Annotated in this window: 14 protein-coding genes and 1 pseudogene; 7 read left to right on the top strand and 8 right to left on the bottom strand. The window is 59.2% G+C overall.

Annotation, left to right across the window (positions count from 1 at the left end; all coding sequences use genetic code 11):
* Nucleotides 1-738 precede the first annotated feature (738 nt).
* Both LB551_RS19070 and LB551_RS19065 read left to right on the top strand, forming a co-directional pair.
* Nucleotides 739-1938 (top strand): TIGR03032 family protein, encoded by a 1200-nt coding sequence (locus LB551_RS19070; protein ID WP_224660117.1) that lies wholly within the window; start codon nucleotides 739-741, stop codon nucleotides 1936-1938.
* Nucleotides 1939-1951: 13 nt separating this feature from the next.
* Nucleotides 1952-5563, top strand: a complete 3612-nt coding sequence (locus LB551_RS19065; RefSeq protein ID WP_224660116.1) for an autotransporter outer membrane beta-barrel domain-containing protein — start codon at nucleotides 1952-1954, stop codon at nucleotides 5561-5563.
* A 194-nt stretch (nucleotides 5564-5757) separates the two neighbouring features.
* On the opposite strand, the gene LB551_RS19060 is transcribed toward LB551_RS19065, so the two are convergent.
* Nucleotides 5758-6240 (bottom strand): hypothetical protein, encoded by a 483-nt coding sequence (locus tag LB551_RS19060; protein ID WP_224629726.1) that lies wholly within the window; start codon nucleotides 6238-6240, stop codon nucleotides 5758-5760.
* Between the two features lie 303 nt (nucleotides 6241-6543).
* The gene (locus LB551_RS19055; RefSeq protein WP_224629725.1) at nucleotides 6544-6729 is read right to left on the bottom strand and encodes a hypothetical protein; all 186 of its coding nucleotides are present in this window, start codon (nucleotides 6727-6729) and stop codon (nucleotides 6544-6546) included.
* Between the two features lie 173 nt (nucleotides 6730-6902).
* Here LB551_RS19055 and LB551_RS30130 point away from each other — a divergent pair, with 173 nt between their 5' ends.
* Both LB551_RS30130 and LB551_RS19045 read left to right on the top strand, forming a co-directional pair.
* Nucleotides 6903-7043, top strand: coding sequence for a toxin-antitoxin system HicB family antitoxin (locus LB551_RS30130; RefSeq protein WP_224660115.1), 141 nt, complete (start codon nucleotides 6903-6905; stop codon nucleotides 7041-7043).
* A 667-nt stretch (nucleotides 7044-7710) separates the two neighbouring features.
* The gene (locus tag LB551_RS19045; protein ID WP_224660114.1) at nucleotides 7711-8172 is read left to right on the top strand and encodes a hypothetical protein; all 462 of its coding nucleotides are present in this window, start codon (nucleotides 7711-7713) and stop codon (nucleotides 8170-8172) included.
* A gap of 431 nt (nucleotides 8173-8603) precedes the next feature.
* Here LB551_RS19045 and LB551_RS19040 read toward each other — a convergent pair whose 3' ends face one another.
* Nucleotides 8604-8789: a hypothetical protein gene (locus LB551_RS19040; RefSeq protein WP_140551788.1), complete on the bottom strand. Its 186-nt coding sequence runs from the start codon at nucleotides 8787-8789 to the stop codon at nucleotides 8604-8606.
* A gap of 837 nt (nucleotides 8790-9626) precedes the next feature.
* A complete protein-coding gene (locus tag LB551_RS19035; protein WP_224660113.1) occupies nucleotides 9627-10361 on the bottom strand; it encodes a DUF1194 domain-containing protein in 735 nt (244 codons plus the stop codon).
* Nucleotides 10362-10648: 287 nt separating this feature from the next.
* On the opposite strand from LB551_RS19035, the gene istA reads away from it, so the two are divergent.
* Nucleotides 10649-12178 (top strand): IS21 family transposase, encoded by a 1530-nt coding sequence (istA, locus tag LB551_RS19030; RefSeq protein ID WP_224660112.1) that lies wholly within the window; start codon nucleotides 10649-10651, stop codon nucleotides 12176-12178.
* Nucleotides 12168-12431, top strand: a pseudogene (locus tag LB551_RS19025) (ATP-binding protein); the annotation flags it as partial. The gene istA and the pseudogene LB551_RS19025, both read left to right, overlap by 11 nt.
* A gap of 812 nt (nucleotides 12432-13243) precedes the next feature.
* Here the strand turns inward: LB551_RS19025 and LB551_RS19020 are convergent.
* From LB551_RS19020 to LB551_RS19010, 3 genes are read right to left on the bottom strand one after another with little or no spacing between them, the layout of a single operon-like run.
* Entirely contained in the window at nucleotides 13244-13702 is a 459-nt protein-coding gene (locus LB551_RS19020; RefSeq protein ID WP_224660111.1) for a hypothetical protein, read from the bottom strand.
* A gap of 31 nt (nucleotides 13703-13733) precedes the next feature.
* The gene (locus LB551_RS19015; RefSeq protein WP_224660110.1) at nucleotides 13734-14402 is read right to left on the bottom strand and encodes an acyl-homoserine-lactone synthase; all 669 of its coding nucleotides are present in this window, start codon (nucleotides 14400-14402) and stop codon (nucleotides 13734-13736) included.
* A gap of 46 nt (nucleotides 14403-14448) precedes the next feature.
* Nucleotides 14449-15198 carry an autoinducer binding domain-containing protein gene (locus LB551_RS19010; RefSeq protein WP_224660109.1) on the bottom strand — a complete coding sequence of 250 codons (750 nt, stop codon included), beginning with the start codon at nucleotides 15196-15198 and terminating at the stop codon, nucleotides 14449-14451.
* A 126-nt stretch (nucleotides 15199-15324) separates the two neighbouring features.
* On the opposite strand from LB551_RS19010, the gene LB551_RS19005 reads away from it, so the two are divergent.
* Nucleotides 15325-15540, top strand: a complete 216-nt coding sequence (locus LB551_RS19005) for a helix-turn-helix domain-containing protein (protein ID WP_140551793.1) — start codon at nucleotides 15325-15327, stop codon at nucleotides 15538-15540.
* A 33-nt stretch (nucleotides 15541-15573) separates the two neighbouring features.
* On the opposite strand, the gene LB551_RS19000 is transcribed toward LB551_RS19005, so the two are convergent.
* Nucleotides 15574-15828, bottom strand: coding sequence for a helix-turn-helix domain-containing protein (locus LB551_RS19000; RefSeq protein WP_140551794.1), 255 nt, complete (start codon nucleotides 15826-15828; stop codon nucleotides 15574-15576).
* Nucleotides 15829-15896 lie beyond the last annotated feature (68 nt).

The following is a 15896-nucleotide window of genomic DNA, read 5'->3' as shown; positions in this document are numbered from 1 at the left end:
CGCCCCGCGCCCCCCCCACCAGACATCAGTGGCGGCATAGGCATTGGTGGTGTGTTTTAGCTGCGGCAACGATGGCGCCGGTCCGTCGAGCCCTGCTGCTCAGCTGAATGGACGCGCGTTAAACCACAATGCGTCCGCCGCAAGAGCGTACCAATCTGATCTTGCCGGCGCCTGATCAAGGAGTAGCCAAGCGCACAAAGGCACCATCTGCGCGAACACGACGCCGTTGGCGGGGTCAATGGTTTGCGAATGTCCTGCCGCTCAGCCCGCATGGTTTCCCGCTTCGCTAAGGGGCGAAATCACCCACGCGTCAGCATCTTCTCGGACAATTAGCGTGAGGCGGGCAGCTTTTCGGATGCGGAAACAGTCGGCGCAGACGTCTAAACAGGCAATGACCGCTCGATACCGAGAACTAAACAGAAGTAAAATTATATTAAATGCTGTGACCGAGTTCGCGATCGTGTCCATTTTACCGTCAACGTCTGTCAATGATTGTCAGACGTTCTGCTGAACTTCGAACTTAGGCCCCGCTGTCACGTCGCTGCTCAAGAATTATTGCCGTTGCCGAAGAGCAACAGGGGGGCAGAGTTCCTCGCATCATGATCTCTGTCAGTCCATTTAAGGTTTGCCTTTTGGGTGAAGCTGAGATCATACATTAGCCGGAGATGATGCATTCCTAAATTCCTAGTTAGCTGAGATCATAGATTCCTAATTAGTTGATTTGTGGAGATCGGCACCATGGCTGCGCGCGCAAGCGGGGAAGCTGCGGGCGGGCCCTTCCCGGAAGAGAGCGAACCGGCCGAAGTCTCGCCCGATCTCACCTATTCGATGTCGGCTGGGCTGGTGGCGCGGCTGAAGGCGCTGGATATTGCGCTCGCGGTCACCTCATACCAGTCCGGCCTGTTCTATCTCATCGGCCGCAACCCGATGACCGGCGGGCTCAACGTTCACCAGACGCCGATTCTACGGCCGATGGGGCTGGCCCATGCCTCCGACGGGACGCTCATGCTAGCGGCAGGCTTCCATCTCGTGCGCTTCGTCAACGCGCTGGAAGCGCACCAGCGGGCCAATGAGATCTTTGACGCCTGCTACGTGCCGCGCACCGTGCACGTGACCGGGGAACTCGACGCGCATGACGTCGGCATAGGGGCGGCCGGCCAACCCATATTCGTCAATACACGCTTCAACTGCCTTGCTGTCCTGTCAGACCGCTACAGCTTCGCGGAAGTGTGGCGGCCGCCTTTCGTCTCGATGCTGGTAGACGAGGACCGATGCCACCTGAATGGCTTGGCGATGCAGGAGGGCGAACCCGCCTACGTCACGGCTGTCAGCCGTTCCGACACAATCGACGGCTGGCGCGACCGGCGCTCCGACGGTGGCGTCGTGATCGACGTCAGGACCGGCACGATCGTGTGCGAGGGGCTCTCCATGCCGCATTCGCCGCGCCTTCACCGCGGTACACTGTGGCTGCTCAACTCCGGCACCGGCGAGCTCGGATGCGTGGAGCTGCCGAAGAATGGCGGTACGGGCCGCTTCGACCCAGTCGCGTTCTGCCCGGGCTTCCTGCGCGGGCTGGCATTTTGCGGGAAGTACGCATTCGTAGGACTTTCCAAGCCGCGCTACCGGCGCTTCGAGGGGTTGGCGCTCGACGCCCGCCTTGCGGCAGCCGATTCGGAGCCATGGTGCGGCATCCAGGTCATCGACCTTGAGAAGGGTAACTGCGTCGACTGGTTCCGCATCGACGGCCAGGTGGCCGAGCTCTACGACCTTGCCGTGATCCCCGGCTTCGCCTGCCCGATGGCAGTGAGCCCGGGCTCGGCCAACGCGGCAACCGTCGTCAGCCATGCGCCGGGTGGGGCGCTGCCGCAATTGCCATCGAACGATTCTCTCGCGGTGGCTGTCGTGCCGCCCCCGGCAGACAACGACCAAGGTATATGAGTGGGTGACAATCATGAGGCAGGGTGCGAAACTGCGAAATACGGACGGGCCGGCGCTCAGTCTGCGCCACCGATTTGTGCTCGGTAGTGCGCTCGCGACGAGCGCGTTCTTGGGCGGCTACCGTGGATATGTCCGCCGTGCCTCTGCCGACTGCACGCTTCTCGGCGGTACCTACACCTGCGGTGGCACGCTCACGGCGGAACAGGCGCTCCCCGACGAACCACAGCCCCTGACCGTGACCACAGTCCCTGGATTCAGCATCGACACCAGACTAGCCAGCGAGGGGAGCGGCGGCAACGCCTTCACGCTGACCGGCACAGGTGGCCTGACGTTCACCGACAACTATTCATCCACTATTGTTGGCCAACTTAACGGTATCGAAGCCCGCAACAATGGGGGTGGCGCGTTGTCGATCACGACAACGGGCACAGTGATGGGCACGGCAGGCGCCGGCCTCCTCGCAATCAACAGCTCGGCCGGTACCGATCTGACAATCAAAGCGGCGGAGGTGACAGGTGGGTACGCCGGCATTAGCGCATACAATCTCGGGAGCGGGGAGCTGTATATCGCGGCCACCGGTGCAGTAAAGGGAGCGACGTATAGTGGCATTTTCGCTCGCAACTATGGAACCAATCTTACGATAAAGGTCGCGGATCTGAGCGGAGGATCCTCAGGCATCGTCGCCCTTAACAATGGAAGCGGTGCGCTTTCGATCACTGCCACTGGCGCTGTCAGCGGCGAGGGAATGGGCTATGAATCTTGCGAGTGCAGACTTGGGGCAGACGGCATCTACGCCAACAACGATGGAACCAATCTGACGATCAACGCCGTAGACGTGAGCGGTGCATCCTCCGGCATCGTCGCCCTCAACAATGGAAGCGGCGCGCTCTCGGTCACCACCACTGGCGTGGTGAGCGGTGCGGGTGCTGTAGGGTATCCCTTTACCTCTTACGGCAGCGGGGGATACGGCATTGCCGCAATCAACAGAGGAAGCGGCGCCTTGTCGATCAATGCCACCGGTTCAGTGACAGGCACGACAAATATCGGCATTCTTGCCGACAACAGTTCCGGTGCAGATCTCACGATCAGCGCTGCGAATGTGAGCGGTGGCATAGATGCCATCCGCGCTCTCAATGGGGGCACAGGCTCATTGTCGATCACCGCCACTGGCATGGTGACAGGCAATCGCGGCGCGGGCATCTACGCGCGCAACGAATCCGCCGTCACCAGTTCGACGACCACGGTGACGGTGGGAAGCGGCGCGACAGTAAGCGGAACCACGGTCGGCATCGAGCTTGTGTCGGGCACCGGCCGCGCAGCGAGCGTGAATAACGCCGGTTCAATCGCAGGCGCAACGGGTATTCTCGCAAACACGGCGGCCGCGGTCACGATCTCCAACACAGGCTCGATCACCGGCACTGCCGGCAGCGCGATCGATCTGACCGCGAGCGCCCCCAACACTATCAACCAGATGGGCGGTATCATCAGCGGCAATATCCTGCTTTCGGGAGGCAGCCCGGACTTGGTCAGCGTAACGGGCGGCACGATCACGGGCTCGGTGTTTGGTCTTGGTGGTGGCAACAGTTTCAATGCGAGCGGCGGTACGATCGATGGCTCGATCTTCGCAGGCAGCCAGAACGACACAGTGATCATTTCGGGCACCGCAAACATCCAGGGTAATGCCGCGATCGGGCCTGATGCAGTCGGACTTGAAGACGGCGATGACACATTCAGGATGACCGGCGGTCATCTTGGCAGCGCCGTGAGCGGCGGCAACGGCAACGACACCCTGACCGTCGACGGCGGCACAATCGACTCCTTCGTCGCGGGTAATGATGGCGCCGACCAGATCACCGTCTCGGGCGGCTCGATCGGCGGCGATGTCACAGGGGGCAGCGGTATCGACCAGGTCGCGATGTCAGGCGGTTCAATCGCCGGTGATGTCGACGCCGAAACGGTCACTCTGACTGGCGGCGCAATCGGTGGCAATATCACCGGTCTATCCAGTCTCGTCATCAACGATCCGCTTTCGCCAGCGCCAATCAGCCTGCGCGACGGAGTCGTCTTCAGCGGAACCAACGCCGTTGCCACCATCATCGATACTGACCTCTCTGCGGGCGGCACGAAGACCCAGTTGTTTGAAGGATTTGACAGCGTCACCGTCGACCCGTCGACAATCAAATTCGGCACGGGCATGAATTTTATTAACTTGCTGAATTTGGTGGATGGCTCCACGCTCATCATCAATGGCAATGCCGGTCTGAGCGGTAGGGCCAACGTGGTTGGGTCGACCATCACCATGCTCGATGGCGTTGCCGATGACATATTCACCCTTGGCGGTCTTGCGCTCAACAATGCCCAGCTAGGGCTCGATATCGATCAGCAGACGGTCCAGGCGGACAAAATCGTCACCGGCACGTTTTCGGCAACCGGCACCAACACCATCCTCGTCAATCTTCTGGGCACGCCGCAATTCGCCCAGGCGACCGATATCCCGATCATCGTCTTTGCCAGCGGGCCGGTTACCGGGACCTTCAATGTCCTGGGCATTCCCGGCACGCCGGGTTCGCTTTTTACCTATCAACTCGTAACTGGCCCAGGCGGCTTGTTCCTGCGTGCCACACCAGCCAATTTCGGCATTGCCGCGGCGCCCACCAGCGCCACCAATGCCGGCGCGGTCGAGGTGGCAATCGACGCTGTCTATGGCATAAACCGCGACGCACTCGATGCCGACCTTCCTCTCTCGCCCGCAAGCGGCTCTGGAATGGTGCCGGTTTCGTCTAGCTTCGGCGTCTTTGCCTCCGGCCAGTTCGCTCATACCGAGCATGACGGCTACAACATCAGCGGCGGTGGTTTGAATGGCGCCGGCCCGAGCTTCGATGCCAATGATTTTTCGGCCGCCATCAGCCTGGATTTCAATGCCGCCAAACACTTCCAGTTCGACAAGGAGTATGGCCTGAACATCGGCGTTTTCGCCGGCTATGCCTCGACCGACGTCAGCCTCGGTGCGTTCAACGGGTTTGATGCCATCGGCGAAGGCACAAACAAGGCCGGCATGTTCGGCGGTTACGCGCTGTTTCGCAAGGACTACAACTACGCGCTAGTCTCCGCCTCCGGCTTCTTCGGCGGAAGCGATGTGACCAACGGCGTGCTCGGCACCACTGGCAGCTATGACACCAGGGGTTACGCCGTCACGGGATCGATCGGCCACATCTTCACCCTGGGCGAGCGCACCCGATTTGACCTGCGTGGCGGACTGCTTGGCGTTTCGTTCCGCGGCGATCCCTATACTGACAGCGGCGGCAACGAGTTCGGCAAGAGCCAACTCTCCTTTGGCGCGATCAAGTTAGAGCCCGGCATCTATGGCGATTACACGCTTAGCAACGGCATGGTGTTCAGCCCCTATGCACGAGGCGAATTGCAGCAGCGTTTCGACTACAAGAATACGACCGAAATCGGTACCCGAAAGATCGACTTCGACGATGCGGATTTTTCCATGGCGCTAACGGCAGGGTTCAATCTGAAGATATCGGAGTTGACCACCGTCAACGGCGAAGTCCGTGGCAAGGCGTCGTCCGACAGTTCCACCATCGGCGCCAAGCTCGGAATAAAGATTGCCTTCTAGCTAGTCGCTCGTGGGCACCAGAGCGGCTTATGTCTCGTGCGGCGACCCGTGCCCGATAGGTGCTACGCTCGGCGATCGAGCACAGCAATGCGACATTTGTTTTTCCTGACGCAGAAGGCTAGCATAAGCAGCCATCAAACCGTGCTGCCGTTTCATCAATGCTTAGAATTTCGGGAACTCTTCTCAAGGTCGGGTCAACCCGTGTGCTGGTTGAGGTTCGTCCCGATTTTGGCGGGGGCCATATTCGACACGGCGCTCAACAGCCGAGTCTCGAAACATGGGAACGTGTCTCGCCGCCCACGACCCTTGACGCGCTTGTTCGAGAACTGCAGCGGCAATTTCCCCACATGAACATACACGTTACTGGCGGAATGCGGACCGTCCGCCGCCAAGCTGAATTGATGGCGGAGCGGCGGCTTTCGAACCGTACGCAGTTCCTGAGTGTATATCGTCAGGCCCAGCATATTCGGGAGATGGACGAATGGGCCGCTCAACATTCTCGCGCTACCCGATCGCAAGCCATCGAGGCGTTCGAACAGATAATACACCGAGCCCGCGCACGCGGGGCTACGGTTAGCAACCATCTGGATGACCGCGCCCGCGATATTTCCATTCCACTTGGAAATCATCGCCAGCAAACCGAAGTGCAGCGCGCGCTGGAAAGTTGGGGCGCGCATGTCGGCCCGGAGCCGGATGCAACCCACGGGCCGCATTGGCACGTCGACTACACGCCACCAATCGGGCGTAGGCCTTGAATGAGCGCTGCGGAAGAGCGGCTCAATGCGCTCGCCGTCGCGTAGCGCAGCTCCTGCTGTCGTTGAGCCGGGAACCACAGCCGAGATTTAGTCGCTCATGGGGCAGTACCGGGACGGACAGGGCCGCGGAGAAGCTATTAGTGACCGCGAAATGGCGCACCTTGCTCCTCCGCGCCGACCGATCCAAACTAAAAAGTTCCACCGAGCTCGGCCGTCGCAAGTACATCAAATATGATTGGCAGGTTTTGGCGGCTTTCTGTCGTAGTCCAAAATGGAAGCGATTCTCCTTAGTTTGATCATCGCCTCATCGATTTTTCGCCAAGATTGGTGCCCCTCTGCCGCGCTCCTGGCGCTCGCCAGCTCACCTCTTACGATCTGCATTATCTCCTGTGCAGCTTCCTTCTTGTCCATACTGCGGCTCCTGAGACGTAACGAGGTGGTCTTGGGCCTATCATGCCACGACCGAGGGCACGTCGGCAAACCTCGAGCCATCGCGCTGGATCGCGTCTGTACCCACTAGAGGGCATCCTCCGCTCGCCGCGCGGGCTGCCGGTAATGACGTTCCGCAATCCTCAAAACCAGCTGTGAAGGCGAAATTCAGCGGCAAAACCCTGCTGCGCATGCCAACTGATTTGCACGCTCGCCTCGCTTCAAGAGCGAACGAGGAAGGCGTGAGCCTAAACTATGCCGTATATCTGCTGGCGACTGCATTGGCGACCAATTAAGCGAGCGCGTCAGCACCACGATGTTTATTTTCATCTGAACAGCTATGTCGTCAACGCACCAGTCCCTGCTGTTCGGATAGTGGGCGTGGGGCCTACCTTGAATCCCCTAGGTTGGCCTCATCATCGCTCACCGGAATGGCTATCGATCGATTACGGCAACCCTATCCTAAGTACATCGAGCTCAGCGACTGGCAGAACGAACCAAATCGCCTGATTGAACTCGCAAAGGTCAATAACATGGCAGAAACAACTCAGATATCCTTCACACTGGACCGAGGTCGCAAAGCTCTTGCTTCGACAGCAGGGCATTAAGCAGGGCCGTTGGTCCCTTGGATTTGAGCTGGGCTTGGTAGTTGGGGCCTTTGGTGCCAGCGAGGCGGAGTCAAAGCCCGGTGCAATGTTGCAAATCGGCGGGCTAACTTTGGCGCGAGTACCGGACGAAAACCCGCCTTCAACTGCTAGCTATGTAGTTGACGCCGCAACACTGGAAGAATGATTTTAATCGGCACTGAAGTGCGCGGAGCTTGTTTCACTTCGGATAGTCCGCCTTGACTACGATGCGCGTATAGGCGCGCTCGACCTGGAAGACAGCTTCAACCCTGGTGTCAGTCGATCCTCTGGCCACGCCAACGAAGCAAGACCAGAACCAGCGGCCGGCGGATGGGCCGTGAAGCTCTTTCTTGATGCGCCCGACGCTGCGGCCCTGAAAGTCGCCGCAGAAGTCAAATGGCGACGGCGGGCCGCCAATGACCGTCCGGCCCCACTGGAGACGAACGCGGGCGCCTCGATCCATGACATACCGAAATGCGCCTTCCTTCGACTCAAATGTCCCGAGGATCGTACTGCCATCCACGACCTGCCAGCCGCGTTGATCGGCGAGACGAACGATGAGGCGATCGGATGTCATCAAGCCGATTTAGTGCAGGCTAGGTCAGTTCGCCAAGCCAGCGTCATGGTAGACGATCGCATCGAGAATCGTATTGTAAACGCTGACAGTATCTTCCTCGATTTCGGCGGAGCTAGAAGCCCGCGCCACTTTGCCGGTGAGCGCGGGCCGATCGAAGGGTCGATCTTCAGCAGGCGACGGTGGCTCCGCTTGCTCGGAGCCAGAACGATTCGGCGTCAGTGACCCCGTAACATTCCCTCTTCTTTAGCAGCCTCCTCGAATGCCTTCCGGACATCCTGGGTGACGCTCGGTCCGCGAAGCAATCGACGCAGAACTGCACCGCCTTCTTCCATTTGGGTCCCCTCTTAGGCCAGTTCATGACTTCCTGAGCGGCGCCCTCGCCGTTACTTATACCTGCCGTGATGCCGACCTTCTCGAACCTAACGTAGGCCGGATGGTTGAACCAATGAAGCGCCATTAAAGGTCACCTCGGGCCGCCCTACGTTTCAGGTCGGCAGCATTCAGGAGGTCTATTAGGTCGTCGGCATACTCCATTTCGAGACCCTCGGCGGGCGTGCCATACACATCCGCCGGCTGCCCGGTGAACACATCGAATACCGTCCAGGTCCCGTCTGGTTCCTTCCTGAGGTCAAATCTCTGCTGCGCCATGAGGGTTAATCTAGGGTTCCCTTATGAGCCTCTTCAATGGCGTCCAGCAGTGAGGTTAGCGTTGGTGGCAGCGCAGGTTCAGCCTCCAACCCAAAGACCCTCTGTACTTGTCGGCAATTGTCCTCGTTGCGTATCAAATCACGAAGATGGTCGGCGACGGTCTTGTGACCGGCTTTGTCGCGCTTGGCCATTATGCTGTCCCCGACATCCCCCGCAACGTATTGTCAGACAAATGGTTCCCCTGCGGGGTCGGAATGTTTGCTAGAAATCTCTAAGGATGCACCAGGTCATGCGTTCCTCCCGCTTGAGAGGCTCCAGATTTGAACGGTTCGCTCTTTTAAGAAAGTCACCCGAAAGAGCGATTCGGCGGCAATTGGAGGTAGATGCCCTGGAAACCCAAAAAACCCGCCCCGGCGAAAGCCGAGACGGGTAATTTGAGCCGACGCCGACGGGGTGGGGGGCGGAGGGAGGGCATCGGCTAGACCCCTAACCTCTCACGGCGCTGGTCGTTCCGGGCTGAAAGCGAAAAAACCTGCCACCGTTTCGGCAGCGGGGCGAGGCCTGGATCTAACCTGTAGCCTCACTCAGTCGGGCGTAGCCTCGTTCAAGATGTTGTTGACAGCGAGATCAAGGAGAATCGCGAAAAGCATACGAGCCGGGACGGGCGGTAGGCGGTCAGTCATGGCCGGTATAAGAAATGTTAAAACCGGAATGTTCCGTCACAGGCGTCAGGCTGATTGAATTACAAGCTCGGCGGTGAGCCAAAAGCCGGCCGCCATAAACACCAAGATCACTGCCGCGAAGAACAATATGCGCATGCCGCCCCCCCCCCCAGTTCGCGGCCCGCCAATTAGCACACAACAAAATGTACCTGCGACCTTCTTTGTCGGTTAGGGCCTCGACCAAGAACAGGACACAGGGCGCGCCCGTGGCGACCTTGAGGCCTTCTGCAAGGAGACGTGGCCTGACCATGGCCGCCGCCTGGAGAACGAGGGCGGGGCCCCACTGCACAGCCAGAGCTGTTCCGGCTACTCAGCGACGGCAAGACCGGCGACATCCTGCTTGTCGATGGACAGGCCAATCTCGTCGACCAGTTTGCGGCGGAGTGCGACGGCGTAATTACTCTTGTTGGCCGGCGCGATGACGAATGCGCTGGGTCCGCCTATGACATTCTCAGCGAAGTAACTTGTGAGATCGTATTTCACACTCCGAATAAGTGGGGATATGACGATCGCATTGATGGTAAAACCCTTCGAGATCGCCCGAAGTCGGCTCTGCTGAACCGGCAAGCCGTCGTTGTTTGTCCCATTGCCGGCGATGTCTATTATCTTTCTTGCCGCCGCTCCCGGAAAGTGTTCGAGGAGCAGACTTCCCTCGTCAATGGCGAAGGATATGGACGTATCGCCTCCAGTGTGCCCGTAGCCTCTCTGGGCGCGTTCGAGGATGGCGGATGCCGCAGCCTTCCCGTCGCTGAGCCCACAGACCCGTGTCCACGGCAAAACCATGTGCAAATGCCCGCGACTTGCCCATTCAAAATAGGTTATGCCCACGCACCCAATACGGTTGCGGGTGATGGCGGCCATGACCTCTGGTGCATACATTGCTGAGGCATGCCCTTCGCGCAGCATGTCGGCTGTCGCTGCATCGACCGACGACGACATATCCACCGCGAACACGATCGCCGCATCGACATCGGCGGCATAGGCCGGCAACGCCAACAATGCCGACGCTACGGGTATCGTCAACCTTCCCAACGGGTTCATTGGAACTTGTCCCTTCCAGAACATATCTCATGAAGGTACTAAATTAGCAATGTCTGATGCAAACAGGGCACGGCCCGCCAGTCCAGCAAACCTCGTCTGCCCGTCCGCAGGGGTATAGTCCAACGGTCACTCGGAAACGTGCCCGAAAGGGTGTCCGTTAGGATTGACTTCTGTCTGTTGATTGCCACCGAGAACTGACCCGGTAGCACAGGATATTTCCATCGAGAATTGACCCATGTTTGAACCTTGCCCTGCGTGTTTTCAGCGGGGGCTACGGAGTGATCGACATGGCATTACTGAGCGTGATCCGACGCTGGCATTTTCGAGAGCATCTATCGATCCGGGAGATAGGCCGCAGGACCGGCCTAGCCCGGAATACCATCCGCAAATACCTGCGCCAGGGCAGCGTGGAACCGAAGTTCAAAGTGCCTGATCGGCCGAGCAAGCTTGATCCGTTTGCGGACCGGTTGTCGGCGTGGCTGAGGACGGAAGCCAAAAAGAACCGCAAGCAGAAGCGCACTCTGAAGCAGTTGCATGCCGAGCTGATGAGCCTTGGCTATCAGGGGTCTTATGGTCGTGTTGCCGCTTTCGCTCGGGAGTGGAAGGCGGATTTGCAGAGAGAGTCGCAGACGACAGGGCGTGGGACATTCGTGCCGCTTGCGTTCGATCCGGGTGAAGCTTTCCAGTTTGACTGGTCGGAGGACTGGGCGATTATCGGCAATGAGCGCACTAAGCTGCAGGTGGCCCATACGAAGCTCAGTTACTCCAGAGCCTTCATCGTCCGGGCCTATCTCCTGCAGACGCACGAGATGCTCTTTGATGCCCACAATCATGCGTTCCGTGTCTTTGGCGGCGTTCCCCGGCGCGGCATTTACGACAACATGCGCACGGCGATCGACAAGGTCGGACGTGGCAAGGAGCGGGACGTCAATGTCCGGTTCCTGGCGATGGCCAGTCACTATCTCTTCGAACCTGAGTTCTGCAACCCGGCATCTGGCTGGGAGAAGGGACAGGTTGAGAAGAACGTTCAGGACGCTCGTCATCGGCTGTGGCAGCCCCTGCCGCGCTTTCCGTCGCTGGAAGCCCTGAACGATTGGCTGGAGCTTCGATGCAAAGAGTTTTGGCAGCAGACCGCGCACGGGAAGATGCGCGGCACCATCGCCGATATCTGGGCTGAGGAAGTGCAGGCTCTGATGCCGACATCGCGCCTCTTCGACGGCTTTGTCGAATATACCAAGCGAGTTTCCCCGACCTGCCTCGTGCACCTGGAGCGTAACCGCTATAGCGTTCCGCCATCCTTCGCCAATCGGCCTGTCAGCCTTCGGGTCTATCCAGATCGCATCGTTGTTGCTGCAGAAGGCCTGATCATCTGTGAGCACCGACGCATCATCGACCGCTCCCATGATCGGCCGGGACAGACGGTCTACGATTGGCGGCACTATCTGGCGGTCGTGCAGCGCAAACCCGGTGCCCTTCGTAATGGCGCACCGTTCACCGAGCTTCCCGAGACCGTCAGGACGCTGCAGCAGCACCTTCTGAAGAAGCCAAGTGGTGATCGCGAGATGGTCGACATCCTGGCGCTTGTCCTGCAGCACGACGAACAGGCCGTGCTCTTGGCCGTCGAGATGGCGTTGAAGTCCGGCGTTCCGACCAAGACCCATGTGCTGAATCTGCTGCATCGCCTGGTCGACGGCAAGTCCTCCACGCCACCGACTATCGACGCGCCCCAGGCCTTGACCCTCACCAACGAACCCAAGGCCAATGTCGAACGCTACGATGCCCTGAGAAAGAATGCGGAGGTGCGCTATGCGTCATAATCCAGCCAGCGGCGCAATTGTCATCATGCTGCGGAGCCTGAAGATGCACGGCATGGCACAGGCTGTCGGCGAACTCACCGAACAGGGATCGCCGGCGTTCGAAACCGCCGTTCCCATCCTGTCGCAGCTCCTCAAGGCCGAGACGGCAGAACGCGAGGTCAGATCGACGGCTTATCAGCTCAAGACGGCACGCTTTCCAGCCTATCGTGATCTGAACGGCTTCGACTTCTCAAGCAGCGAGGTCAACGAGGCTAATGGCGACGATGCCAAAAGCAGCGGTTTGGAAGGCAATGTCTGTTTGCTGGTGGTGGCTACGAATATCAGCATAGGCGGTAATGTACCCGAGGTATCCAGCTCCTAGCGCGACTTGTATCTGCAACGGAGATTGAAAAAACTGCTCCATTAGAAAGCCCCCTCGTTGGATCAATTAAGCTTACGCCAGTTCTATGGCGACCGCCATTCTTCTTTACTGAGGTATTCGCGGTATTCCACGGATGCTGAGGATCCATAGGCCGGCCGTTGAGCGCGTGGTGGTGAGGTGCGCACGTGCTTTCGTGGTGGTCCGGATCGACTACTAGCGCCCAGCTGCCCTTCTGCGGGACACGGTGGTTCACGATAGTAGCGCGTGTAACTATGCCCGACTTAAGGCAGTGCTCGCATAGCGGTTGCTTAGCGCACTTGGCGCTGTGCGGATGCCCATAGCTTTAGATTGTACCAAGCGTGGCGCGCAGCCAAGCGCCACGGGTACATGCAACCGTCACTTGACCTGGACTCCAACCAGCCGGCACTGTCGTGCGGAACGCGCCCGATGGCGCGCGAGCTCGCAACGGCGTCACCGGCGATGATGCGCCATTCATTCGGCGGAGCGGAACGGGCCAGTAAAGAGCTGAATAGCCCGGCCGGTCCCCGTGTGACACAGGATTCGTGGGCTAGACCATGCTCCCGGTGCTGATCCGGGAACGGTCGAACATTGCACCCTTTTGCGGCGTCCCACAATAACTGCCCATTAGCAGGCTCTTGCCTACTGGCGCCGCCACTCCAGAATCCAAAGCATGGCAAGCGGCATCAAGATTGGCGAGCAACTGAGCGAGCTCGGTCCTGGTCTCCAATCTCTGCGAGCGAGGAGTCACCTGTCTGTGAACCACTGCCGTCGGGACCTTGACGGCCATCGGGGGGGCATGGCTGTTTCTGAAGCAGGGCCTTCAGGCTATTCTCGAATCCTTTTGACCTCGTGCGGATTTCGGCGATGTCGCGGCCGCTGAGCGTAGCCCTGCCTGAGAGCGAAAGGCCGATCAGGTACATGGCCTTGTCGCGCGCCTGATGAACATTGGCCGGCCTTTGCCGGATCAGCCGCCGCCACGCAATTTTCTCGGCAAGGATTGCTCCCGCGCTGGCGAGATCGATCGCTATGACGCGATAAAGCGATCCACCGCACCGTTGGCGAGCGGCAGTTAACTTTGTCACAAGTCGTAGTCGCTTTCTGTGCCGCTGAATGGCACGATCGGTTCCGCTCACGAAAATCATCCGCGAGATCCTCCGGCGCCAGTTCTTGAGTTCAGGCCACTGCTTGCCCGGCCAGGTGGGGCGCGCTTTGGGACCAAAGTACCGTCTCCGAGACCCCGTAGATTTCTTGGGTGGTTCGAAGGGCATCGGGGCTGATCTCGACCATCAGACCAATGATCGATATGCCGTCGCGCCGCAGCGGCCGACCCAGTCGCTTGGGGTTCCAGCCAATGGAGGCGAAACGAGGCTGCCAATAGTCCTCGCAAACGATGGTCAAGTACCGGATCTCGCGTTGCAGGCAGTATTCCTGGATTCCGCAGTAGACGATACCTGCCGCCTGGCATGACCTGCCCGGCGCGCGCAGCGCCTTGATCACAAAAAATCGGGTCCACTCATACGTATCGGCTCGGCATTTCACGCCGCCCCGTGCCAGTTCCGGAAACACCTCACTCATCAGATGCGGCTGCACGCTTGGAACCAACCGCGATCCAGCAACCACGCCGAGCTGAGGCGATATTCCAATCAGGTAAATTGCGTCGGGTGTGTCGAACGCATCAACTTCCCGGCCATCTGACCGTCTCAGTTCCTTCCAAGCACGCTCGCCAACGTAGATTTCATGGCGCAACCGGAAATGCGCTTCGAGCTCGTCCTTGTAAGAAGCGTGATTATTCCTATCAACGACGTGGATGTTGAACATGGCGTTTCCTCGTTTCACGATCATGTGAACATCCTGATCGGGTGAGGCCATACTCAGTTTTGGCGATGGATCAAAGTTGGATTTCGTGCCGGCGAAATGCCTCCACGACGGCGTGTGCGATGTTGGCGGCGTTCAGCTTCTGACGGATATTGCGCAGATGCGTGTTTACGGTGCTTTCCGAGATGCCCAAAATAACGGACACCTCCCATGCCGTTTTGCCAGCCGCAGTCCATTGGAGGATTTCCCGCTCTCTGTCGGAAAGTCTCTTTTCCGGGGCCCGGCCTGCATTCCCGGCCAGCCGCAGGGCGGCGGTATAGGCGTGTCGGGACAGCGCATGGACGCTGCAACGGGCCTCGGGAGCCAAATCGATCTCAGTTCCCGCCACGGTCACGGCCGCGGGTTCGCCATAGGGTACCTGAATTGGAATGCATACCCCATCCCTGAGGCCAAAATCCTCGGCCTCATCCATCACCTGCCGCGCGCTTGGATCAGTCAAACGACGTCGGACATCGCTCCAAACAAACGGTCCAACCCCGGTACGACATAGAGCCGCACAAGGGTCGTTGCGGTAATGGCGCTCAGCCTGGTAGTGGCGATACCATTCAGCTGGCCAGCCGTTGAGGAGGATGTGTTCGGCCAGCGAGCCGGTCTTCTGCTGCGGCAATTGCGTGATCAGGCATGCAACATATCCGTACCTTTCGATCCCGCTGCGGAGATGCCCCATGATGTCACGAGCAGTGACTGCTCGGTCGATGTGAGACGCGGCTTCGAAGATGCGATCAATACTGCGGCGAGAAGCGGCTGCCGAAAGGTTACCCATTGGCGGTCTCTCAAAGAGTTCTCCAAGCCCAAGGATATACAAGCAAATATTGCAGGCAACCGTCAGGAAGACGTTTGACCACTATAGTAGGTGGCACTAAAGGGTGCGTTCTGACTGCCTCACGCCATGAGGCTGAGGTTCATATTCGCGCGCAATCTGAGGTTGCTCCGTCAGGGTTCCGGCCTGTCACAAGAGCAACTTGCGGATCTGGCCGGGCTCGATCGCAACTATATCGGCAAGTTGGAACGTGAGGAAAGTTCGCCCACGCTGGACACTTTGGAGGTGTTGGCGCTGGCCCTGCATATTGACGCCGAGGTTCTGATCCGCCGCAGCAGGCCATGATGGAGCGCGGCGAAAGTTTCAAACTCGATCCCGTCAACCAGAGCCGCGCCTGCGCTTGGAGCCTGCGGCCGGTGTGCTTTGCGGCGCGCGCAGCAACTCCTCGATGGTGATACTCAATGCCTCGGCGATCTTTGCGAGCGACAAGAGCGTTGGATTGCGGCGGCCTGCCTCAAGCCCGCTGAGATAAGCGCGGGTGAACCCCGAGCGGAACGACAGTTCCTCCTGAGAAAGCCCCTGCCCCCGGCGAATCCGTTGAACGTTGAGGCCGACAACCGTGCGTAGGTCCATGCCGACACGGTCGGTGCAACGCACACTTTATGACGACACACTATAATGAACATTCGTCGTTGACAGCG

The organism is Mesorhizobium sp. BR1-1-2 (genome assembly GCF_020165435.1).
GTDB lineage: Bacteria > Pseudomonadota > Alphaproteobacteria > Rhizobiales > Rhizobiaceae > Mesorhizobium.
Note: the sequence above shows the minus strand (reverse complement) of the source record. Positions and strands in the feature narration are given on the sequence as shown.